We start from the raw sequence: 22,661 nt of genomic DNA on the forward strand, positions 1-22,661 counted from the left end.
CGTTATTTTTTGCGCGCTTGCTTCTCTTTGCTGCGCCGTTGCACGCGCTCAATACGGTGCTCTTTCTGGGCTTTTTTATCACGCGTCAGCGAGCCGGTTTTAAAACGCTCTTTACGCAGGGCTTTTTCTTCTGCTTTCTTTGCTTCAGCAGCGGCCATTTCAGCCTCTTCCTTCACAATCATTTCAGGGGTTTCAAGACTAATGCGACCTAACTTGCCTGAGCGAAATTCGTTAACCAAGACCTCGCATATCTTATGCAAGTTAACTCGCCCACCCGCACGCAATGCGCCGCGCTGAGCTGCGGCCATTTCTAGAAATTCTATTTCCGTATCAGGAATATGTTCAAGTTTGTAGCGCTCTTTAAGTAAATCTGGGTAAGCTTTGATTAAGTAATCTGCTGCAAAAAAGCCCACGTCGTCATATTCCATCGCAGTATCTTTAATTGCACCGGTTGTGGCTAAACGATAACTGCTTTGCGGGTTTTCCACCTTAGGCCATAAAATACCTGGCGTATCAAAAAGAATAATCCCACTGCCTAGGTTGATCCTTTGTTGAGCTTTTGTCACCGCCGGTTCATTCCCTGTTTTGGCTATGATGCGCTCTGCCAATATATTGATAAGGGTAGACTTGCCCACGTTCGGAATACCGCAAATCATGGTATTAATGGTCTTAATGCTGGCGTCTTTTTCAGGCAACATTTTGCGGCACAAATCGATGATCTGCTTCATTTTTTGCGGTTGTTCTGTAGTGGTAGTGAATGTTTTCACTCCGCGCTCTTGTTCAAGATGCGCTTGCCACATTGCGGTTACATCAGGGTCAGCTAAATCAGATTTACTCAACACCTTAATGCAAGGCGTATCACCACGAATAGCGGCAATGGCTGGATTTTCACTGGAATAAGGAATTCGCGCATCAAGCACTTCTATCAGTAAATCTACTTGCGGCAATAATTCTTTTATTTCCTTCTGGGCTTTGTGCATGTGCCCAGGATACCAATGAATCGACATATAACCCTGCTCTCTCGCGTGTTCAAAGAATGCATTGTACGTTAACCGAGCCAGCAAAGGTATGCAGTAGCGCCCGTGTTAAAAAATAAACCTTTATGCCAGCCCCCAGAAGGATAAATCACCAAACTGTGTCATTTAAAAAGTGTAATAAAACGTAAACTTAAATAGCACATTAGTTTATACTATTCGCCTAAGAGACCCTTCTCGATATCCTTTTTTTACTCATGTGATTTGCTGGTAATGATAGCCACGATACTGAGTAACAAAGAAGCATAATTCTAATGACGTAATCATCCCAAGCAGTTAATCCTTTAGCTTCTTGCTTTGCTGCGCGTCAGAACAACTTGGAGAGCACCCTTGGGCCCACAACAGAACACACACACACGTTCACGCAACATTAGCTTACTTGGCGCAGCTATTTCGTTAGCATTAGCCGGTCATGTTAGCGCACAGACTACAGAAACCGAGCAAGCATCGAACGACGACTTCGAGAACATCACAGTCACTGCCCGTAAACGTACAGAAAGCTTGTTTGAATCCCCTACTGCGATCACATCTTTAAGTGACAGCTTCATGGAAGATGCCAACATCAGTAACTTAGATGACGTGGGCAAATACGTGCCCAATTTAAACGTCAGTCGTTATGGTGGTGGTAACTCTGCCCACGCATCTATCTTTATTCGTGGTATTGGCTTGCAGGATCACATCATCACTACCGATCCCGGCGTGGGCGTGTATGTTGATGGCGTATATTTAGGTCGTCAAATGGGCGCTAACCTAAGCCTGCCTAACATCGCAAGCGTTGAAGTATTACGTGGCCCACAAGGCACATTATATGGTCGAAACACCCTAGGTGGCGCGGTTAACATTATTACTAAAAAACCAGGCGATGAGTCCATGGCCAGTGTGGCTGCCAAGGTCGGCACCCTAGGTCGTGTAGCCGCTGATTTATACATCAATGGTGACATTAACGACGATGTCAGCATTGCTGCCAGTGGCTCATTTAAAAAACGCGACGGTGTAGGCAAGGCTGTTAACTTAGCCAACCCTGAAAAAGAAATCGGCGAAGAGCAAGAGTTCAGTGGCCGTTTGTCAGCTAACTGGAACGTCAGCAATAATTTCTCGCTTTTGTTCGCAGTAGATGGCTACGACAACGAAAGTGGTCAATCGCCGTATACCATCGAATTTACTGACCCAAGCCCTGATCCGACAGATGTCTTCAACGGTGACTTCCCCCTATTAACGCCTGATTTAATCCCTTCAGATCCCGATGATTTAGGCACCACAGTACCTGGCCTTGAGTCTACCGCGTCTGCTGGTTGGGGCGCGTCAATCACCGCCAATTGGGATATCAACGAAAACTACGCAACAAAACTGATCACGAGCTTCCGCAGTTCTGATTACGAAGGCGGCCTTGATGATGATGCCTCACCGCTTAACCTGTCTGAATTCCCAGAAACAGGTGAAGCTGATCAGTACTCGGTAGAGCTGCAAGTGAATGGTACCTTTGATAACTACGACTTTGTATCAGGTGTGTACTTCTTCAACGAAGAAGGCTCAACTTCATCAGGCCCTTGGGTATTTAGCCCGTTCAATACGCCAGGCGCATTGAATAATGATGGCACGCCAACTGGGTTCGGTGGCGATTATGGTTTCTTCGATTTACATCAAGAAACAGACGCTTTCGCGATTTACGCTAACGCTTCATATGATGTGTCAGAAAAGCTGACCGTGGGCGGTGGTTTACGTTACTCGAAAGATAAAAAGGACGCAGACGCATTGTTCCCGTCGTTTGCTGAGCGCGCCTATCGTAGTGCCGAATTCAGCGAAGTCACTTGGGATGTAAACGCGGCATACCAGTTTGATAACGGTTTGAACGTATACGCTCAAGTACAAAAAGGCTATCAAACAGGTGGTTTCCCGCCGCGTCCATTTGGTGGTTCTGACCAGTTCGTTCAGTTTGATGAAACCACATCTGTCAATTACGAAACCGGTTTAAAAGGTAAGGTTGCTGAAAATGTCTCTTTGCTTGCCGCTATATTTATCACTAAATACGACGACTTAGCATTGCCTTTCTCTGACCCTACAGCGGGTGGTGGTTTTGTGACCATCACAGAAAATGCGGGTAAATCTGAAGCCAAAGGTATCGAGCTTGAAGCCACGGTTGACGTAACTGATAACTTCTCTGTTCGCGCTGCGGTTGGTTTCTTAGATGCTGAAATCACTCAAGTAGACGAAAATGTAAACGGCGTTGGCGTAGGTGATTCACCCGCCCTAACACCAGAATGGACGCTCATGATAGCGCCTTATTACTACATGGACTTAGACAGCGGCGCTACACTAGCATTTAAAGCGGATTACTCGTTCCGTGATGAGATGCAAGGCCAGTCAGTATTTAACCCGAACGAAACGATCGATTCTCGCAGTATTCTTGGTTTTGATATCAACTACACCTCGGTCAATGGGGACTGGTCATTAAGCCTTTACGGCGAAAACGTCACGGATGAAATTTACGACCAAGGCCGCTTACAGCAAAATGGTTTTGTAGGTATTGTACGCAGTAACGACAGACGTGAGTTTGGTTTACGTTTCAAGAAAGAATTTGAAATGTAATCAAACACTCACTATGTGAATAATGACGTAAACAACAATTTTAGGGGCCGAAAGGCCCCTTTTTTATTGCTGTTATTTCAATCATCACAGCTAGAAGTTCCCTTTTTAAAACAGTAGACTAACGCTAAGTTAACGGACATAACGTGGCAATTTTATTCGCATAATAAAGTACAACAAGAGGCTGGGTTGGCTGAAGCATTTCGCGCAGATGTTCCTATTGTGCGCTTTGTTGTGCGCTTTGTTGTTCAATGCCACAGGTGCTTTATTTGCGTCAAATAGCATCGTTAATCAAGCCCAAACGTTTGCCAACGACGATGCAGTGCTGATTTGTACTGGTCATCAATTTAAATGGATTTCACTCAGCACGTTTGAGCAAACGGGCACATTAGAATTTATCCAGCCTCCAGAAGACGCCCCCGACAATGCCCACGGAATTAAGTGTACTTTTGCCTACCTAGCCGATTGCCACAATGATAAAGCGCTTGTCGCAACAAACGTTGTTAGTGCTGCCCCACTGATTCAAACTAGTCTTTTTTTACCTAATCTTTCTTTTGTAAAAACCCATCCATATTCTTTAGCCAGTACCCGCGCTCCCCCTGTTTTTTCTTAAACGCAACGATCGATACTAAAAATAAGATATCAAAAATAAAATGTGCCCAAATGGCATACGTTAACTATTGCGAATAAGAGTAAACACATGAACAAAATAACTATTCTAAGTGCGTGTTTTGCAGCACTTTCTTGCCCTATAGCTTACGCCGACTCAGGCAGCAACCATAACCCATTGCGCCCAGATGATCATGCGCCCATCGGCGTCATGGGGGATCACATGCATGCTGCAGGTGAATTCATGTTTTCCTATCGGTTTATGCGCATGAATATGTCAGACATGGTACAAGGCAACAACAGTATTTCAGCCAGTGATATTGCCACCAGCGTGGCTAATCCTTTTGCCCCACCAGCCACAGTGCGCGTAGTGCCAAAAAACATGACCACCAATATGCATATGTTGGGCTTTATGTATGCGCCCAACGATGACATTACCTTGATGGCCATGCTCAATTACATAGAGCGTGACATGGATTTAACTACGTTTCAGGGCATGATGGGAGACACAGCACTAGGGCAGTTTTCCACTGAGGTGTCCGGTTTGGCTGACAGTAAACTAGGCCTGCTCTACCGCCTATATGATGAAGGTAATCACCACCTGCATTTTAACTTAGCTTGGGTTATCGCAAACGGCTCGACGGATGAAACCGATGATGTTCTTACCCCTATGAACATGCGAATGACCATGCGCTTACCCTATTCTATGCAACTGGGTGCGGGCAGCGATCAAGCCGAGTTCGGCCTGACATACACGGGTAAAAACGAGCAATTAAGCTGGGGGGCGCAAGTGCTCACCACCACGCCCCTTGAGCGTAATGATGAAGGCTACACAGTGGGTGACAAATACCACATGTCCAGCTGGCTAGCATATCAACTGCCCCAATCAACAAGTGTGTCACTACGATTGATTTACAATCACAGCGAAGACATCAAGGGCCAAGACAACCAAATTATGGCCCCAGTCACCACAGCAAATCCAGCTAATTACGGCGGTCACAATTTACAAGCCGCCATTGGGGTTAATACCGTGTTGATGAACAAGCATAGAATTGGTTTGGAATATCAGGTACCCATTAATTATCACGCCAATGGCGTACAAATGGACATGGATAACATGCTTACACTCGGTTATCAGTTAGCGTTTTAGCCTTTACCAGCAACGTTTAAGCAACCCAGCAGCTCGCTTACTCGTAGGAGAGCTACTGGGCGGTTTCCGTTATTTCAAACTAATCCGTTTACTTCCCTTCACTCCTGCTCTCCTGCTCTCCTGCACGGAATTATATTAAATACCCTTCTCCCTAAGCGTGAACAGCATGCTCAGGAACCTATTAACCAAATAAATACAATTGTATTACCAATGACATAAGTAGAAGTGTTGAAAGCATCTTAATTTCGTTGATAGTGTCATCCTTCGTACCGCCGCAAAATGTAAATATTTAACGCAGCAGGTATCTACTCGATTTCCCTTAACCACCTCACCAGTAAAGAGAATCACAACCCTCTGAATCACAAAACACTAAACGAAAATAACATATTACTCTTTTAAATTCATAGACTTAAAAGGGTACACACGAATCAAAAATTGAATAAAAAATAAAATGAAATTTCAGCCAAAAGACACTCTGATTATCTCCCTTGGCATGCCACAAAAATAAATATTCAATATAACTAACAACTTAGCTACATATATTACAAAATTTAGACTAATTGGTAATACATAATTGTAAACCTACGGTTAATGAGATATAAATGCGCTTACCGTTTTGAATACCAATTACGTAACCAAGCTTTACTGAAAACACAGTTTTGGTCATACCAATCAGGACAAGGACACCACAATGCAACGCTCAACCATGAAACTCAATCAAGTCAGTGCCATATTCAACAAAGCCAGAATAACCGCCAGTAATATTGCGATTTTCGGCACAGCATTATCGGCTATGCTTATCGCGCCTTCTCTAGCAGCGCAAACGCAAGGCGAAGACGTCTCAGCCAATGAAGATTTAGAAGTGATTCAAGTAAAAGGTATCGCCGGCAGTTTAGCGGAGTCAGCACGACAAAAGCGCTTTGATTCTCGCATCGTCGACGCCATCGTTGCTGAAGATATTGGTAAATTACCTGACAACAACATTGCAGAGGCACTACAAAGAATCACTGGTGTGTCGATAAGTACCGATTTTGGTGTGGGTGAATCTGTCACTATTCGTGGTATTTCTCAAAACCGCGTTGAATTAAACGGCCGCTCCACCTCAGGTAGTGGACGTGGCGGTATTAGCTTAGACGACTTTCCTTCTAGCTTCTTAAAAACCGTCGAAGTGATTAAGTCCCCTACGCCTGAAATGATTGAAGGCGCGCTAGGCGGCACAATCAACATGACAACAGTGCGTCCTTTAGAGTTGGAAGAGCCGCTTATCGCTCTCACTTTAGATGGCGAGTATGCTGACAAAACTGAGAATTGGGCTCCTATGGTCAATGCCGCAGCAGGCATGAACTGGGACTTAGGCGATGCAGGTACATTCGGTGCTTCGTTTGTGGTGGCATATCAGGATCGCGAGTTACGCCGAGACGAATTCATCAACCTCGTCACACCCACCGAGCTTGATTTAGATGGTGACGGCACGAGCGACCAAGCCAACACAGCTAGTGGCAATTACCTTGTCAGAAGCCAAAACACGGTTGAGCAGAAAACTGAGAAGCGTGAACGTACGGCATTAGGATTGTCCTTACAATGGGCACCTAAAGACACTGATGGTTTTATTTATTTAGACATTAACACCACAGAACTCGACGGCGGCCAAGAAGCTTACTCAGTACTGAACGACAGTAAAGACTATGGTGATTTAGTGCTTGATAACGCATACGGCGACAGTCAAGGGCAACTGCATAACTTCGGTTCAGGCAGTGTGTTTGTACAGCCTAAAACCTGGTCTGACTTTACCACTAATGAATCAATCTCCAATGCATTGGGCGGTGAATTTCAGCTAACGGATCAAATAAAAGTATCTGGCGAAATTTCGTACGCAAAGTCTGAGGCAAAACGTAGAAACTCTGAATTTAACTTGCGCCCTATTTCTCGCGAACAATATGATGCCGACGGCACCATCACTGAGCAATTATTCACCATCACCATGACCCAAGACGGTGACCAAGTACCGGGGCTTGCATTTTCAGACCAAGATGCCCTGCTTGACCCAGATAACTTAGCTATTCGTCAGTTCACACATCAACGCTACTCAGAGGACAACGAAGAAACCGCTATTCGTTTCGACGTGGAATACATTGAACCGTTTGCCGGTTTGGACTTCCTTCGCTCTATCAAGGCCGGTGTGCGCACCACTGATAGCGAGTATGAACTAGACAGATACGACTTACGCAACAACGGCAGTGAGCTTAAAAACTTACAAACCAGCGTATCGTATGACGGTGTTGTTACCCCAACTTGGATAGGTGATTTCAATGATGCCTTCGGTGGGTTTAAAGCCATTAACCACTCAAACTCATTCGATCAAGCCGGTATTTCAGGCAATAACGCATTAACCAATTACTTTGTGTATGACGGTGCAGCGTTAGCGTATGACATTAATGGTACCTATGACCGAGTGAAGCAAATGCTCGCCGGCAGTAACCTAGAGTTGACTGGCACGTTAGACGAGAACATGGCTCGCAACACAGGTTCTTACGCGAAAATTGAAGAAGAAACCAAAGCCGTATATACCCAGTTCAATTTGGACTTTGATCGTTTAACCGCAATCATTGGGGCGCGTTATGTGACCACAGATTTAACCTCGAGCACATTTAATGAGACCGCTGAACACGACTATTCAGACTTCTTACCCAGCATCAATGCGACGTACAATCTTACTGAAGAAACGATTCTACGCTTTGCTGCAGCTAAAGTGATGCGCCGTGCTGAATTTGGTGAGCTGAGTCCTGCATTAAACGTGGATAATTCGATTGTAACGGGCACACAAGGCTCCTATAAATTGGACCCTTACCGCGTTACACAATACGATTTATCTGCGGAGCATTACTTTGGTCAAGGCGGCTTAATGTCGGCGGCTATTTTCTATAAAGACGTAGAATCATTTACGGTTAGCAGCAGTTCGTGCCAAGCAAGCGCAGACACTATTGAAGGACAAAACGTGACTGAATACGTCAACGTGTGTCTGCTCGATACTGCGGGCGTGAGCCAAGCCAATGTTAACTACGCTTCAAGTGATCAAGACCTTGCTTATGTCGAAGGCCAACGCGATGCAGGCCTAACCGGTGTTGTTATCAACACTGACGTAAATGGCGGTAGCGGTAAAATCGTTGGTATTGAATTAGCCTACCAACAACAATTTAGCTCGTTACCAGGGGCATGGTCTGGCCTAGGCATTAGCACCAACTACACTTACGCCGATAGTGAGCAACCAGATGGTAACCCACTATTAGATATTTCTAACAACACGGTCAATGCTCAAGTGTATTGGGAATACGAAGGATGGCAGGTGCGCTTAGCTTACAACTGGCGTGACGAGTACCTCGATACTCAAGACGAAAAACGTGTTCGCCCAGTAGGCGCCCTGGCAACGGGTATCTATAACCGAACGGATCCTAATGCTGAATTCTACGACCCAACACTGGGCAATAATTACCGGGATGCGCGTGGCCAATTCGACTTCTCAGCGAGTTACGATGTAAACGAAAACATAACGCTAGTAGCAAACGCTGTAAACCTGACAGGCGAGCCTATTCGTCAGGTCACTGAGCTGGGTAGCATTTGGCAATACAGCGAAGCAGATCGTCGAATGACTGTGGGTGTAAGAGCCAAGTTCTAATTAGGCTCAATGCGTTAGTTAATCGCGCGTAACTGAGTACCCATTACTCACAAAGAACATAGAGCCTATTCATGCAATAGGCTCTTCTTTTTATTCGAGTACAGTTGATTCAAATACAGTCTTATGTAAGCGCGGCTTGACCCAAAGGCCATTAAAGCGAGTCGATAAATACGGGATAATATATGACCAATAAAAGCGTTGTACTTGCTACATCACTGACGTGTATGTCGCTAATCGGTTGTGGTGGTACGCACACAACCTCTTCTACTCAAGCTCAACTAACCAGTTCGATAGAATCACAAAAAGCCCCTGGCAGTTCGTTTGATTTAAGCCATTGGTATCTCACCGTTCCGCTTGATGAGGACGGCGACCAAGTGTCTGACATATATGATGTGGCGGAGTTGCAGAGATTCTCTCATCCAGATTTTTTCTACCTTGATGAGCAAAATAATATGGTGTTCGCTACACCAAATCGAGCGGCCACAGAGCGCACATCAACCAATACGCGCAGCGAATTACGCTACATGCTTCGGGGTGAAGACACATCCATTCCTGAGGGCGCTCCTGGCAACAACTTCGCTTTAGCGGCACATAAAAATGCTCAGCAGTTTGCCGCTATTGGCGGGAAGTTAGAGGCAACCTTACACGTTGACCACGTAGCCACAAATGCGCAATACCCAAATAAGCCGCCCGCTTATTCCGTTGTCATCGGCCAAGTGCATGCCTTCCAATTGGATGATGAGCAGCAAAAAGCAGGATTTGGTTGGGGTAATGAACCTCTAAAAATTTCTTATAAAAAATGGCCAAACCACTCAACAGGGTCGGTATTTTGGACCTATGAGAGAAACTTAGCCACCAACGATCCTAACCGCATTGATATTGCTTACCCTGTTTGGGGCAGTAATTGGGATGACCCTAGCGACCCGGGTGACAAGGGCATCGCACTGGGTGAAGAGTTCAGCTATGAAGTAAACATCGTTGAAAATGTCATGCACTTGGTTTTCACCAGTACCGAACACGGCACAGTTCATCAACACATTAACTTAGCGGATAACATCGACGCCAATGGCAATATCGACGAAGCGGATTATCCTTTGGCTTACCAAGACGAAACGCTGTATTTCAAAGCGGGAGCGTATAACCAGTGCAGTACCAAGCAAAACGACCCTAGCTTTCGCTACCCAGGTTGTTCCGGTACTGGCGATTGGAAAACAGACCTAGCCAACGGTGACTATACCCAAGTCACATTTTCTTCATTAAAGGTTAGCCCTGCAACGCCTGTTCAAGGCACTACTGGAGCACTTAAGTGACCATAAAAACAGAACTGAACTCATTACTTGCCATGCCTTTTCGTTTGCAAGGGGTACAAAAGAAAATCAGGAGTATAAGCAACATGTCCAAAGTGCCTAAAAGCCGTTTATCATCCATTTTAATACGATCTGTGAGACTACCAGCACTCGCGCTGGCGTTGCCACTGCTGACGTTTTCTCAATTGAGTCACGCTGCATTAGTTGAAAACATCAAACAGTTCAATGACGCTGTATCGTCCGTTAAGCCAGGGGACGAAATCGTCCTCGCAAATGGCTCATGGAATGATGTAGAGCTCGTGCTAAAAGGTAAAGGTTTGCCAGACAAACCCATTACGTTAAAAGCGCAAACGCCGGGCAAAGTCATTATCACAGGGCAATCTAATTTGGCGTTCTCTGGCGAGTATATTGTGATCTCTGGCTTAGTGTTTAAAGACGGTGCAACACCAACAGGCGAAGTCATCTCGTTTCGCACATCAAACGAAGACGTCGCAAATCACTCACGTGTGACCAATACCGTGATTGACAACTTCAGCACCGATTTACGTCAAATGTCTGATTTATGGGTGGCCATGTACGGCAAGCATAATCGCCTTGACCACAACTCCTTAGTGAACAAACGTAACCGCGGCGTAACAGTTGCCGTACGAATGAACTCTGAAGCCAGTCGCAAAAATCATCACATCATTGAGTACAATTACTTTGGCCCTAGACAAATACTCGGCGCCAACGGCGGTGAAACCCTCCGTATCGGCACCAGTCATTTTTCTCGCGAGTACTCGAACACCACAGCCCAGTACAATTACTTTGACCGCACAAACGGCGAGCACGAAATCATCTCCAATAAGTCCAGCGGCAATTCACTTATCAAAAATGTCTTTTTTGAAACCCAAGGCACGTTAACCATGCGCCACGGCCATTTCACTAAGGTGGAAGGCAATTACTTTTTAGGTAACCGTAAACCCAATACCGGCGGCATTCGCATTATTAACGAAAGCCAAACCGTAAGTAACAACTATATGTACGGGTTAACCGGTAAACGCTTGCGCGGTGCGTTAGTGATCATGAACGGCGTACCTAACTCACCACCCAACCGCTACGATCCCGTTATTGATTCGGCTATGAACAACAACATTGTTATCGACAGCGACCACATTGAACTCGGCGCAGGTGCCGATGCCGAGCGCTCTGCTGCGCCTAGTACTTCTGAATTTAAAGGCAACATCATACTGGGTAAGTCCAATCTTGAACCTTTTACGTTGTACGACGATATGTCAGGGATTAATTTCGAGGGTAATTACCTAAACGACGAAGCCAGTACCCCCATCAAAACAGGTTTTGCTAGCACGCCTTATTCAGTTACGACCAACCAATATGGCTTAAAATCTCCCGATAAAGCATTACTCGAAGAAATTGGTTTTGGCGAAGTGAAGCTGCCAGTAACAAAAGAAGAAGTAGGCGCTGATTTTTATCCTAAAAATGAAGCTTTGGTGGCATTTCAAAGCGGTAAAACCATCCACGTAAAAGCAGGTACAGATACTCTGACCAGCGCTCTGGCAACGAGCCAAGGTGGAGACGTGCTGGTGCTCGAAAACGGCGCTGATTACCTGCTCACCAAGTTTGCCGAAGTACACCACCCAGTGACAATCATGGCTAAAGAAGGCAAAAAACCGATTATTCGCTCACAAAAGCCTAACTTCATCAATATCGAAAATGGCGGTGCCTTAGAAGTTGAGAATCTGTGGTTTGATGGCGCTGAATCTCCTGATTACAAAGGGAACACCATCATAGGCACCAGTGGCTACTCGATGAATATTAACTACAACTTGTCAGTGCGTAACGTGAAAGTGACCGACTTGGATGTGAATGGTTATTTTTACTTCTTTAAAGCCAACGCAGGCACCTTTGCTGACTCTATTGAAATCATCGATTCAGAATTTAGCAACATTACAGGTGCCATCCTGCAATTAAACCGTGAAGTCGACGATTTAGGTGTGTACAGCGTTGAAAACCTTGTGATTTCGGGCAACACCTTCACCAATGTAAAAGAAGAAGTGGTCACCGTATATCGCGGTGGTACCGATGAAAGTACCTTTGGCCCGATGGTAACCGTCACCAACAACACTCTGAACAATGTAGGCAAAGGCTCTACACACAGATCAGGCGCGTCTATGTATTTTCACGGTGTGCAAAAACTCAATATCTCTGACACAAAATGGGATAACAGCGCACCATTAGAGCTGTTCTTAACCAATGGCGGCCCCATCACAGTGATTGACAATGTTGAGATGAAGAACACCGATAAAATCCGTGCAAATAATGACGAATATGAAAGCTCAAATGTGACTTACGACTAGCGTGTCCGGTTAAGTAGAGAATGGCAGGAGTCAGCATCAGGTTGAATGCATTTTCGCCTAATGCCCCTGCCCACGCCGCGAGCAGAAGCAAGGTCAATAGCAGCAAAAAATTATAGATTCAGGAAGACTAGACATGACAAAACTTGTTGGAAAAAACGTACTTATTACTGCAGGTGCACAAGGTATCGGCGAAGCGATCAGCAAGCACCTGATTGATAACGGTGCAAACGTGGCTATTCATTATTTTTCTAGCAGTGATACGGCTAATGAATTACTTGAATATGCAACGAGTAAAGGGGTAAAAGCCGTTGCGATCAAGGGAGATCTAACCGATGAAGCCGAAGCCAATAGCCTTATCGAAAAAACAGTAGAGGCCCTCGGGGGCATCAATATACTGATTAATAATGCGGGCTCTTTGGTGGCAAGGCGCTCGCTCAACGATATGGATGCCGAGTTTTGGCACAAAGTTATGGATATAAACCTAACCTCCATGATGTTTGTGACCCGCGCTGCTGCGCCTTACTTAGCAAAAAATGAAAATAGCAGTATCGTCAATTTAGCGTCTCTTGCAGGTCGTAAAGGTGGCCACGCCGGCTCTTTAGTTTATTCCACCAGCAAAGGGGCTATTTTAACTCTGACCCGCGCACTAAGCGCGGAATTAGGACCACAAGGAACGCGCGTTAATGCGGTCGCACCTGGGCTGATTTTAGGTACCTCATTTCACAATACCCACACCACTAAAGAATCGGCAGATCAAACCATCGCCGGCATTCCTATCCAACGAGCAGGCAACGCCGATGACGTAGCGCGAGCTGTGGTCTATTTAGCCTCAGAATATGATGGCTTCATCACAGGGGCGACGCTGGATATTAACGGTGGCGTTTACAACATGTAAGCGCCTCATAGGCATTTTTAAACGAGTAAACACATGCTTAAAACAGCAGTAATACATCCTACTATTTTAGAGGCGCTTGGGCGCTCGGGTCACTTCGCGCAAGTTGTTATCGCTGATGGTAATTTGCCTGTGGGTGCCATGACCGGACCAAACTCAACCTTAGTGCACTTAAACTTTCGCCCAGGAATGTTAGATGCATTAAGCGTACTGGAGGGCATTCTTGAAGTATGCCCGATTCAAGGGGCTATCGTGATGGAAAAGCCTCCTGAGGCAAATGCCGAAATTCACACAGCATACCAAGCTCTATTAGGTGATGTGACTTGGGAAGCCATGGAGCGCTGGGCGTTCTACGACAAAATCCGTGACCCAGCCACCACCTTGATTATTCAAACCGGTGAACAACGCCGATTTGCCAACCTGATATTGACGGTTGGTGTCGTAAAAATGGCAGAAGAGAGTCGTTTTTAATCGTTTACGCTAAAGAATAACAAAGCACAATAGAAGCACCTAAAGCAGGTTATGAAAGCCTAAAAATAATAATATTTACGTTCATTTTTGAGGAATAATAGTGTCAGCATTCATTAGAGCTATTCTGAGTTTTGGTCCAGCGTTTTTAGCCATTGGCTACACCATTGGCACTGGCAGTGTGACGGCAATGATTGTCGCAGGCAGTACCTTTGGCATGCAGCTGTTATGGGTTTTATTGTTAAGCTGCTTATTTTCAGGGGTGCTTATTTACGCCTACGGTAATTTTGCCTTAGTTACAGGAGAAACCGCGCTTTATAGTTTTAAGAAACACCTTAAATTCGGTAAGGTGATTGCGATCCTCATCATCATAGGCGTGTCCTTTGGTCAGTGGAATTCCCTGACCGGTATATTAGGGATTTCCTCCAATATTTTATTTGAAATGATCGCCTTGTACTTCCCCGCTGTGGTTCCGCACAAGTATGCTGTAGTAGTAACAATTGCTGTGCTCGTTATCAGCATTATGTATGCAATATTGCTCATAGGTAAGTACTCATTATTTGAAAAGATACTGGTGATTTTTGTGTCTTGCATGGGGCTATCTTTCATATTGTCGCTGTTTGTTGTGCACCCCATGCCCGCAGAAGTCGTACGCGGACTTATCCCCGTTATACCTGATGTCGTCGGCGGAAAAATGATGGTGGCTGCATTTGTAGGAACCACCATGGCCTCGGCGACGTTTTTGTCTAGACCTTTATTTATTCAAGGCAAGGGCTGGGGTATTGCTGACAGAGCACAACAAAAGAAAGATGCGATTGTTGCCGCAGTACTGGTGTTTATTATTAGCGGCTCAGTTATGGCCGTCGCCGCAGGGGCCTTGTTTCATGAAGGAAAACCAGTGACCGACGTGCTGGATATGGTGAATGCCCTTGAACCCATAGCAGGTAAATTTGCCTTGACGGTATTCTTTTTCGGTACGCTCGCAGCGGGTTTGTCGTCAGTGTTCCCTTGTATGTTGATTGCCCCGCTGTTAATTGAAGATTACCGCTCGGGTAAATTAGACACACAATCTACGCAGTTTCGTGTTATCACAGGTCTCGCTGCGTTATTTGCCCTCACGATCCCGGTATTCGGTTTTAACCCTGTTAAAGGACAGTTATTAACCCAAGTCTTTAATGTATTTGTTCTGCCATTGGTTATTCTAGGGATCATTTTAATGATCAATAAGAAGAAGATGATGGGTGAGCATGCCGCGGGATACTTACTCAACATCGTATTAGGCTTAGCGTTTATGTTTTCAATTTTGATTTCATTTAACGGTATTCTTGGCTTATTAGAGTAATGAAGAATAATAAGGGTACATCATGATTGTAATTGTTTGCGGCGTTTCAGGAACAGGGAAGTCAACCATAGGAAAGATGCTAGCTGACGCCCTAGCACTCCCCTTTTATGACGCCGATGACTTTCACCCTGAGGCTAATGTACAAAAAATGCAAAGTGGCAGGCCGTTAAATGACGAGGATCGGCAACCATGGCTTGAGGACCTTGCCACTCAGTTAGCTAATTGGGAGCATAAAAATGGGGCCGTACTTGCTTGCTCTGCATTAAAAGCGGCATACCGAGAAACACTGGCGGCAAAATGCGCCGGCCCTATCGAGTGGATTATCCTACATGGCTCAAAAGCCCTACTTACTGAGCGCTTAGGCGCGCGTAAAGGGCATTTTTTCGAGCCTAAATTACTCGAATCGCAGCTCACTACATTAGAGCTACCCAATGATGTGTCTGTAGTGGACATACAAGCCCCACCAGAAAATATAGTGCAATCAATCGTGGCACGCTTAGCTGACTCTTAAGTCCTGTTTTGAGGACGCAGCAAATAGGCTGTAAACGCTAAGTTGAATCAGAAATTAAAGGAGTACCCATTATGAAGACTAAAACGATAGGCGTGATAGCCTTGAGCCTGCTAACACTGGCGGGGTGTAATACGACCAATAACGAAAGTGCAAAAACGCCAGTAGTGCCCGCTGACAAATTTGATCTAACCCATTGGAAAATTACCATCCCCACGGATAACAACCATGACGGGAAAGTCGACGGGATAAGCGCAGCGAAAATACAAACCTTCCAGCATCCTGACTTCTTTTACCTTAATGGTGACGGCAATATGGTTTTCGCCGTGCCGAACAAAGCTTTTACTACACCCAACTCCAGCAACACTCGCAGTGAGTTACATCAAGTCGTTGCTGACATGGATGCCAAGAGTGATAAATTCGCGGATAACTTTGCTTTGCAAAATAACAAAGACGCACAGCTGTACGGTCAAATAGGCGGTAACTTACAAGCTAGCCTTGCAGTCAACCATGTGGCGAAACGCGCTAAGTACCCGAATAAGCCACCTGCGTTCTCCGTTGTTGTGGGCCAGATTCATGCCACCAAGGACAAAGAAAGAGTCGCTGAAGGGGAAGGCTATGGTTATGGCAACGAGCCGTTGAAAATCTACTATAAGAAATGGCCAGAACATAAGTACGGTTCGGTTTTTTGGAATTACGAGCGTAATCTCGCCAAAGAAAACCCAGACCGCCAAGATATAAGCTATTCGGTATGGGGCACCCCGTGGGATGAACCAACAGACCCAGGTAAGCAAGGTATCGCCCTTGATGAATCCTTTAGTTATGAAGTGAACGTATATCACAATACCATGTATTTAACGTTCACTAGTGAGCGCCTTGGTACAAAGGAATTTGAGATAAACCTAGCCAATAACATCGATGCCAATGGGCAAGTAGATAAGCTTGACCATCCGAACGGTTACTCTGGTGATGCGAATTTCTTCAAGGCCGGAGCATACGATCAGTGCAGTATTAAAGACGACCCAGGGATGTGGTACCCAGCATGTTTAGGCACAGGTGATTGGCAAACAGATAAGAAAAATGGCGACTATGCTCAAGTGACATTCTCCCGTTTAATAGTTGGACCTGCTAAAGAACCGCAAAAATAAAAGAGCACAGAGAAATCAAACAGCAAAAAAGCCATCAAATCAGCCGTTATTAAGTACGCTAGTTTGACGGCTTTTTGCGTTGTGATAACACTATAACTATAAGCGAGCTAAACAAGCAGCGCTTGCTAGCTATTTTCTAGTGAAATGCGACGAATCTAAGCGTTAGCAGGCTATGTGTTACCGGGATAGCACTCTAAAATCGACAAACCTGATGTCGATTCGTACTCAAACTCCGTCACTCCCGCAGGGCAGAAAAAGCGCTCCCACTGTTTTAACTTTGTTACGTCATCACCGATACGCAACGTACCCGCGCCTTGTGTTACCACGCCATAGAAAAAAGCCTCTTCATTGCGCTTGAACGTACTTTTCACGGTGGCACGCCTAACGGTAAAACAAGAGGTATCCTTAGCACCGATCAGCTCTTCTAACGTATTACCTTGCTCATCAGAGCTAAGCACCTTGGGGTGACAACGAAATTCAGCATCAACTTGCTCAGCTGGTACTGGGCTAAAATTAAACACATCTAATGCGGTCTCAATTCCCCGATCCATGAACCTCGCTTGCTCGGGGATAACATATCCGCAGCGCTCAAACTCAAATCTGACCGCCAGGTCAGAAGGCTCCATTATCTCCAACATCAGAATGCCCTCGCCCAGCGCATGGGGGCGGCCTCCGGGAAGCAAAAACACATCCCCCGGCTTGACGGGAATGGGATCGAAACAGCTTTCAATCGATTTAATATCTTGGTTTTCTATCCACTCTTTTAACTGAGCGCGACTAGGGGGCCGCTGAAAGCCCGCGTAAATATAAGGCTCACTGACATCTTCGCGGGTTTGTAGAATAACGTAAGCCTCTGTTTTACCTCTTGGTAAACCCAAACGCTCTTGGGCAAATTGCCGTGTGGGGTGCGCCTGAAAATGCAATCGCGTGGCGCTATCGAGGTACTTAACCAGCGGAATATCCTCGAGCGTACGCTCAGTGTCACCCGTTTTACCCAAAAAATAGTCCTTGTTTTGGATCAGTAAATCTCGAAAAGGCACCGTCTGCCCGTCGTCACCAGTGACCATGGCTAGCCCTTCAGAAATGTGCTCGCGGCCGACGTTTCGCGCTTCAACCGTGGAGCCAATCCAGTCTTCTGGAAAGCTAGAATCGTCGGGGGTCTCTTTTCCTTCGATAGTATCTAGCAGCTTACCGCCTTGATAGGTACGCCACACACGATTGGCATTGAATTTAAAAATCTGACTCATAAGATTATTTCCATGACTAATATCGGAAATGAGAGTTGACCTCATCAGCCGAAAATTCGAAAAATACAGCTCTGATAACTACAGAATAAAAGCCTTTAAGTGAGTGCTGTTACTCAATTAACACAGTCAAGAGGCGTCCAGAGCGTTGTGAATTTACATCGCTTGCAGGGTAGAAAGAATACCGTTGTAGCTCATGTAACTCATGACCAACGCAAAGACAAAGATCAGCGATAAGAAAACATTGGTTATAGTGGAAAACTGATGTTTGCCCATTAACGCTTTCTTATTGCCGATGTAAAAAATACAGCCCACTGTCGCCGGTAACACTAAGGCGCCAAATGCTTGAGAGCTGACCATTACCGCAATGGGCTTAGCATTAAAAATCGGCACAATTAATCCCAAGCAAGAGATCACAAGCGCCATAATGCGATAGCTTGGTCTTTTTAAGTCCGGCTTACGCTCATGAAAATCATCTAACAACCAAGGCAGTAAAGCCACATTAGGAAACTGCGACGATACGCCAGCGGCAATCAGCCCGATAGTGAATATGGCCACCGCTGCAGAGCCCGCCAAAGGCTCTAGCAGATTTATCATTTGGGTAACATGAACCAAGGTAATCCCTTGTACATACAAAGAGCCTGCTGCCGCTGCCATTATTGATGTGCTTACAATAAACATTAAAAAAGCTGAGAACAGCGCATCGCGATTTTGAGTTTTCAGATCTGCGAAAGTCCAACCCGCCTCTTTTACCAGTATGGTACGCAGAATGAACAGCCCTGAGAAAACCGTAGTACCCACCATAGATGCTATAACCAGAAATGAGCTTTTGCCGGGCGCAGTATCCGGTACGTTTGGTACCATCCCTTGGAGTATTTCGATTGCGGGGGGCATTAGGATAGCGAAGTTAATTAAAAAGCATAACGCCATGATGCCTACGAACAGAGCCAGTACCTTTTCGAATACTTCCGTTTTACCAATTAGAAAAATCACATACACAAAGGCGATAAAAAACAGTGCAAAGTACAGCTGAGAAATCCCCCCTTCAACGAAGTTCTTTGACCATTCGTAACACACGTCAGCAAGAATACCCATTACGCCTATTACGCTTCCGCAAATTTGAGTGGTAAGGGCCACAATAAAGAAAATACTGACCGCTGGATGTATATGTCTTTTGAAGGACTGCAACGCGGTTAAACCGGTGACGAGGGTAAACTTGCCAAACAGTTGAATAAGAAAGTAGGTAATGGCGCAGGAGATAAAGATGGTCCATAAAAGTGACATGCCATAATCAGCACCTGCTTTTGCCATGGCAGTAACGCTGCCCGTGCCCACAGTGAACCCAAACAAAAATATGCCGGGCAGTAGCGATTTAAAAAACGTCTTCATGTTGCTCATATTAGTTCGTACCATTTCGTATTATTGTTAGGGGACGATAAAAAGAGACGAATTTAATCTTTACCACGACCGACATGATTCGTCTTTTTTGACGGGACGCCAGTTAATTTACAGCCCGCCAATTATACAAAACCGCTATTGCAGCACTGATAAAGCACGAATAACGCCGCGCACTTCAGCTAAGCCTTTCATGCGGCCTATGCCTGAATATCCAGGGTTAACGGTTTTGCCAATATCTCCCATCATTTGATGGCCGTGATCTGGGCGAATGAAAATGCCTAAGCTGTCAGCACTTTCTTTTGAACGACGCGTTTCTTCATTCAGCAACTCTTTAACGACCTGCACCATGTCGATGTCGCTATCAAGGTGACTGGCTTCATAAAACGAACGCTGTTCATCTGGGTCACGACTCACCCCACGCAAATGTGAAAAATGGATACGCGGGCCAAACTGTTTAGCCATTGCAGGTAAATCGTTATCAGGCCTACTGCTGTAAGTGCCCACGCACAAGGTAATGCCATTTGATTCACTAGGCAGCGCCGCAAACAGCAGCTCTAAATCATCAGCGGTACAGATGATCCGTGGCAGGCCTAGCATGTCTCGAGGGGGATCGTCTGGATGGATGGCAAGCTTGACGCCCATGGCTTCAGCCCGAGGCAGTACTTTAGATAGAAATGCAAACAAGTGACTGCGCAGCACATCACTGCTAACGTCTTTGTAATTGGCAAGCATGGCGCGAAAATCGTCTATTCCATAACTGTCTGTCATTCGCCCAGGTAAACCCGCAATGATGTTATTGGTCAGTTTGTTTTTTTCTTGCTCTGACATTTCATCAAAAACGTGCTTGGCTTCTTTGAGTTCTTCTGCACTGTATTCAGCTTCTGCGTTTTCGCGCTGTAAAATAAACAAATCAAAAGCGGCAAACTTTTTCTGATCAAAACGCAAAGCATAAGCACCTGTTGGCAGCTTAAAATTAAGGTCTGTGCGCGTCCAATCAATGACAGGCATAAAGTTGTAGCAGATCGTTTTAATGCCACACTTTGCCAGATTCTCCATAGAGAGGATCCAGTTTTCTATGTATTTTTCATGGCCTGGTCGCGCCAATTTGATGTCTTCGTGAACAGGAATACTTTCAACCACACTCCACGTTAACGGCGCTAGACCTTGCTCGCACTCTTCAATCAACGCTTGATGTTGGCGTATAGCCTCAATGCTCCATACCTCACCGGTAGGAATAGTATGCAGCGCACTCACCACATCTGTGGCGCCAGTTTGTCTTATTTCGTTTATGGTGACGGGGTCACTCGGCCCAAACCATCTCCAGGATTCACGCATAATTATTCTCAGTTCAGTAATGTAAATTGGTTTTCAAGTTTGTTATGCAAAACAATGCACGATTGCTTCTTCGACTCCCATGCCATTGATATAATCATGGTATCCGTGTACTGACGCCATAAAGCCCGTGTCACTGAAAAAGCTAAACTTGTTTGCCCCCGCCAAGGTAAGAAATGCCAGCACATCAGACGCAGCACCGGTTGATGAAGAATTTGTGAACTCATCGATTAACGGGTCGTTAAGGTCGCCTCTTACCAACGCCTTATGAATAAAACATACCCATGCAGCAACAGCGAAAGCTAAATAGCGGGTATCAACACTTTGCTTGAGTGCATCATCGATACTGGGGAACCAGCGTTGTTGGATTTTTTGTGAGCTATCTGTTCCCACTTGCAAGGCTGCGTAAGGAAGGTTGCCATTTCGAAAACGAGCAAATACCTGGGCTATATAGTGCTCAGCTTGAAGGCCATCAGGCACGCTGGTCACAGGCATTACATTTAGTTTGAGTGCTTGCTCGGTAAATTGGGCAAGTGTTGGACGTTTTAGCGCTTCATGAATAAAGCGGTCCCCAACTAAATACCCAAGCGCTGCAAGCATGGAATGCCCCGCATTGAGAAAGCGTAATTTAACCCGTTCAAAAGGCGCTATATCGTCAACAAAAAGCGCACCCACCTTATCAAATGGCGGGCGGTCGCCTGCAAAATTATCTTCGATAATCCACTGGGTGAAGGGTTCTGCGGCGACGGGCGCGGCATCTTGAACGCCTAGCTCTTGGGCGACTTCAGTTTTTAATAGCTCGTCGGTCGCTGGGGTGACTCTATCTACCATCGACGCGCTAAAAGCGACATTTTCATTTACCCAACTCACCGTTTCTGGGCTGTGCTTCGCCAGTAACATATGCACCCCATCCCGTAGGCGCTCACCACCAGCATTCATGTTGTCGCAACACAGTAGCGTTATTGGGCTATCCCCCTTGGAGGCCCTTTTAATTAGGCCTGCGGCCAGATAACCATAGGTAGTTTTGGGTGCTGTAAGCGATGCTAAATCGTTGGCTATATCGGTACTTTCAAGATCAATAACACCGTTTTTAAGGTAATAGCCTTTTTCGGTGATAGTCGTCGTAACTAAGTGGGTTGGTTCACTCGCCAGTAAATCAATTACCGCTTGCGGATTTTCAGGCCCCACCAACATATTTTGAATCGCGCCAACGACACGAAAACGAGTCTCTTTTTCACCTAAAATCGCCAGCGTATACAAACAGTTCTGGGGGGCAAGGTTGTCACGCATTTTTGCTGAGCGAAGAGATACACCTGTTATTCCCCAACGCGTTTCACCTTGATTGAGCAGTGCGTCGCAATATGCGGCTTGATGAGCTCGATGAAAATTACCTGCACCAAAATGGACAATACTAGGCAAAACAGCACCTAGGGCATAGTTAGGCTTCTGAACGGTGTCGGCCACATTTAGCATGGAAGAAATGCTTAGTCGTTCTATGTTCATCAATTCTCATTCTCAGATTACATAATATAGTCTTGGCGTAAAAAGCACTTAACTAGAACGTTTGAGTGCCCGCTCTTTCATAGACTCATTTCAGTTAGAGTTCTGTATCACTT

Annotated in this window: 16 protein-coding genes; 11 read left to right on the forward strand and 5 right to left on the reverse strand. The window is 45.6% G+C overall.

The genetic code is table 11. The features are described 5' to 3' along the window. Positions 1-2: 2 nt before the first annotated feature. Positions 3-1,007, reverse strand: a complete 1,005-nt coding sequence (gene ylqF, locus AC0VYA_RS18350) for a ribosome biogenesis GTPase YlqF (protein ID WP_342881982.1) — start codon at positions 1,005-1,007, stop codon at positions 3-5. A 357-nt stretch (positions 1,008-1,364) separates the two neighbouring features. Here ylqF and AC0VYA_RS18355 point away from each other — a divergent pair, with 357 nt between their 5' ends. The 11 genes from AC0VYA_RS18355 to AC0VYA_RS18405 all read left to right on the forward strand — a co-directional run bounded on the left by AC0VYA_RS18355 (position 1,365) and on the right by AC0VYA_RS18405 (position 17,071). After that, positions 1,365-3,620: a TonB-dependent receptor gene (locus AC0VYA_RS18355; protein WP_475489227.1), complete on the forward strand. Its 2,256-nt coding sequence runs from the start codon at positions 1,365-1,367 to the stop codon at positions 3,618-3,620. Between the two features lie 208 nt (positions 3,621-3,828). Then, positions 3,829-4,230 carry a hypothetical protein gene (locus AC0VYA_RS18360; RefSeq protein WP_475489228.1) on the forward strand — a complete coding sequence of 134 codons (402 nt, stop codon included), beginning with the start codon at positions 3,829-3,831 and terminating at the stop codon, positions 4,228-4,230. An 87-nt stretch (positions 4,231-4,317) separates the two neighbouring features. Further along, positions 4,318-5,376: a transporter family protein gene (locus AC0VYA_RS18365; protein ID WP_475489229.1), complete on the forward strand. Its 1,059-nt coding sequence runs from the start codon at positions 4,318-4,320 to the stop codon at positions 5,374-5,376. 691 nt (positions 5,377-6,067) lie between these two features. Beyond that, positions 6,068-9,049, forward strand: a complete 2,982-nt coding sequence (locus AC0VYA_RS18370) for a TonB-dependent receptor (protein WP_475489230.1) — start codon at positions 6,068-6,070, stop codon at positions 9,047-9,049. A gap of 182 nt (positions 9,050-9,231) precedes the next feature. Then, positions 9,232-10,359: a polysaccharide lyase family 7 protein gene (locus AC0VYA_RS18375; protein ID WP_475489231.1), complete on the forward strand. Its 1,128-nt coding sequence runs from the start codon at positions 9,232-9,234 to the stop codon at positions 10,357-10,359. Positions 10,360-10,442: 83 nt separating this feature from the next. Continuing rightward, complete coding sequence (locus AC0VYA_RS18380) at positions 10,443-12,713, forward strand: polysaccharide lyase 6 family protein (protein ID WP_475489232.1); 2,271 nt, start codon at positions 10,443-10,445, stop codon at positions 12,711-12,713. A 133-nt stretch (positions 12,714-12,846) separates the two neighbouring features. Continuing rightward, the gene (locus AC0VYA_RS18385) at positions 12,847-13,608 is read left to right on the forward strand and encodes a 3-oxoacyl-ACP reductase FabG (protein WP_473476093.1); all 762 of its coding nucleotides are present in this window, start codon (positions 12,847-12,849) and stop codon (positions 13,606-13,608) included. A gap of 33 nt (positions 13,609-13,641) precedes the next feature. After that, entirely contained in the window at positions 13,642-14,076 is a 435-nt protein-coding gene (locus AC0VYA_RS18390) for an RbsD/FucU domain-containing protein (RefSeq protein WP_475489233.1), read from the forward strand. Between the two features lie 100 nt (positions 14,077-14,176). Beyond that, positions 14,177-15,415 (forward strand): Nramp family divalent metal transporter, encoded by a 1,239-nt coding sequence (locus AC0VYA_RS18395; protein ID WP_475489234.1) that lies wholly within the window; start codon positions 14,177-14,179, stop codon positions 15,413-15,415. Between the two features lie 22 nt (positions 15,416-15,437). After that, positions 15,438-15,926: a gluconokinase gene (locus AC0VYA_RS18400; protein ID WP_475489235.1), complete on the forward strand. Its 489-nt coding sequence runs from the start codon at positions 15,438-15,440 to the stop codon at positions 15,924-15,926. Positions 15,927-15,997: 71 nt separating this feature from the next. Next, positions 15,998-17,071: a polysaccharide lyase family 7 protein gene (locus tag AC0VYA_RS18405; RefSeq protein ID WP_475489236.1), complete on the forward strand. Its 1,074-nt coding sequence runs from the start codon at positions 15,998-16,000 to the stop codon at positions 17,069-17,071. A 170-nt stretch (positions 17,072-17,241) separates the two neighbouring features. On the opposite strand, the gene AC0VYA_RS18410 is transcribed toward AC0VYA_RS18405, so the two are convergent. The 4 genes from AC0VYA_RS18410 to AC0VYA_RS18425 all read right to left on the reverse strand — a co-directional run bounded on the left by AC0VYA_RS18410 (position 17,242) and on the right by AC0VYA_RS18425 (position 22,548). After that, a complete protein-coding gene (locus AC0VYA_RS18410) occupies positions 17,242-18,318 on the reverse strand; it encodes a class I mannose-6-phosphate isomerase (RefSeq protein ID WP_475489237.1) in 1,077 nt (358 codons plus the stop codon). A 153-nt stretch (positions 18,319-18,471) separates the two neighbouring features. After that, entirely contained in the window at positions 18,472-19,713 is a 1,242-nt protein-coding gene (locus AC0VYA_RS18415; RefSeq protein ID WP_475489238.1) for an Nramp family divalent metal transporter, read from the reverse strand. 135 nt (positions 19,714-19,848) lie between these two features. Then, the gene (gene uxuA, locus AC0VYA_RS18420; RefSeq protein WP_475489239.1) at positions 19,849-21,048 is read right to left on the reverse strand and encodes a mannonate dehydratase; all 1,200 of its coding nucleotides are present in this window, start codon (positions 21,046-21,048) and stop codon (positions 19,849-19,851) included. 42 nt (positions 21,049-21,090) lie between these two features. Next, entirely contained in the window at positions 21,091-22,548 is a 1,458-nt protein-coding gene (locus AC0VYA_RS18425; RefSeq protein ID WP_475489240.1) for a mannitol dehydrogenase family protein, read from the reverse strand. Positions 22,549-22,661 lie beyond the last annotated feature (113 nt).

Source organism: Paraglaciecola sp. QJM3NY_14 (assembly GCF_056173245.1).

Excerpts from the sequence above, each read along its gene's own strand:
- AC0VYA_RS18390 (WP_475489233.1), top strand. The coding sequence starts at position 13,642 with ATGCTTAAAACAGCAGTAATACATCCTACTATTTTAGAGGCGCTTGGG.
- AC0VYA_RS18425 (WP_475489240.1), bottom strand. The coding sequence starts at position 22,548 with ATGAACATAGAACGACTAAGCATTTCTTCCATGCTAAATGTGGCCGAC.
- AC0VYA_RS18400 (WP_475489235.1), top strand. The coding sequence starts at position 15,438 with ATGATTGTAATTGTTTGCGGCGTTTCAGGAACAGGGAAGTCAACCATA.
- AC0VYA_RS18415 (WP_475489238.1), bottom strand. The coding sequence starts at position 19,713 with ATGAGCAACATGAAGACGTTTTTTAAATCGCTACTGCCCGGCATATTT.
- ylqF (WP_342881982.1), bottom strand. The coding sequence starts at position 1,007 with ATGTCGATTCATTGGTATCCTGGGCACATGCACAAAGCCCAGAAGGAA.
- AC0VYA_RS18370 (WP_475489230.1), top strand. The coding sequence starts at position 6,068 with ATGCAACGCTCAACCATGAAACTCAATCAAGTCAGTGCCATATTCAAC.
- AC0VYA_RS18385 (WP_473476093.1), top strand. The coding sequence starts at position 12,847 with ATGACAAAACTTGTTGGAAAAAACGTACTTATTACTGCAGGTGCACAA.
- AC0VYA_RS18380 (WP_475489232.1), top strand. The coding sequence starts at position 10,443 with ATGTCCAAAGTGCCTAAAAGCCGTTTATCATCCATTTTAATACGATCT.
- AC0VYA_RS18410 (WP_475489237.1), bottom strand. The coding sequence starts at position 18,318 with ATGAGTCAGATTTTTAAATTCAATGCCAATCGTGTGTGGCGTACCTAT.
- AC0VYA_RS18375 (WP_475489231.1), top strand. The coding sequence starts at position 9,232 with ATGACCAATAAAAGCGTTGTACTTGCTACATCACTGACGTGTATGTCG.
- uxuA (WP_475489239.1), bottom strand. The coding sequence starts at position 21,048 with ATGCGTGAATCCTGGAGATGGTTTGGGCCGAGTGACCCCGTCACCATA.
- AC0VYA_RS18405 (WP_475489236.1), top strand. The coding sequence starts at position 15,998 with ATGAAGACTAAAACGATAGGCGTGATAGCCTTGAGCCTGCTAACACTG.
- AC0VYA_RS18360 (WP_475489228.1), top strand. The coding sequence starts at position 3,829 with ATGTTCCTATTGTGCGCTTTGTTGTGCGCTTTGTTGTTCAATGCCACA.
- AC0VYA_RS18365 (WP_475489229.1), top strand. The coding sequence starts at position 4,318 with ATGAACAAAATAACTATTCTAAGTGCGTGTTTTGCAGCACTTTCTTGC.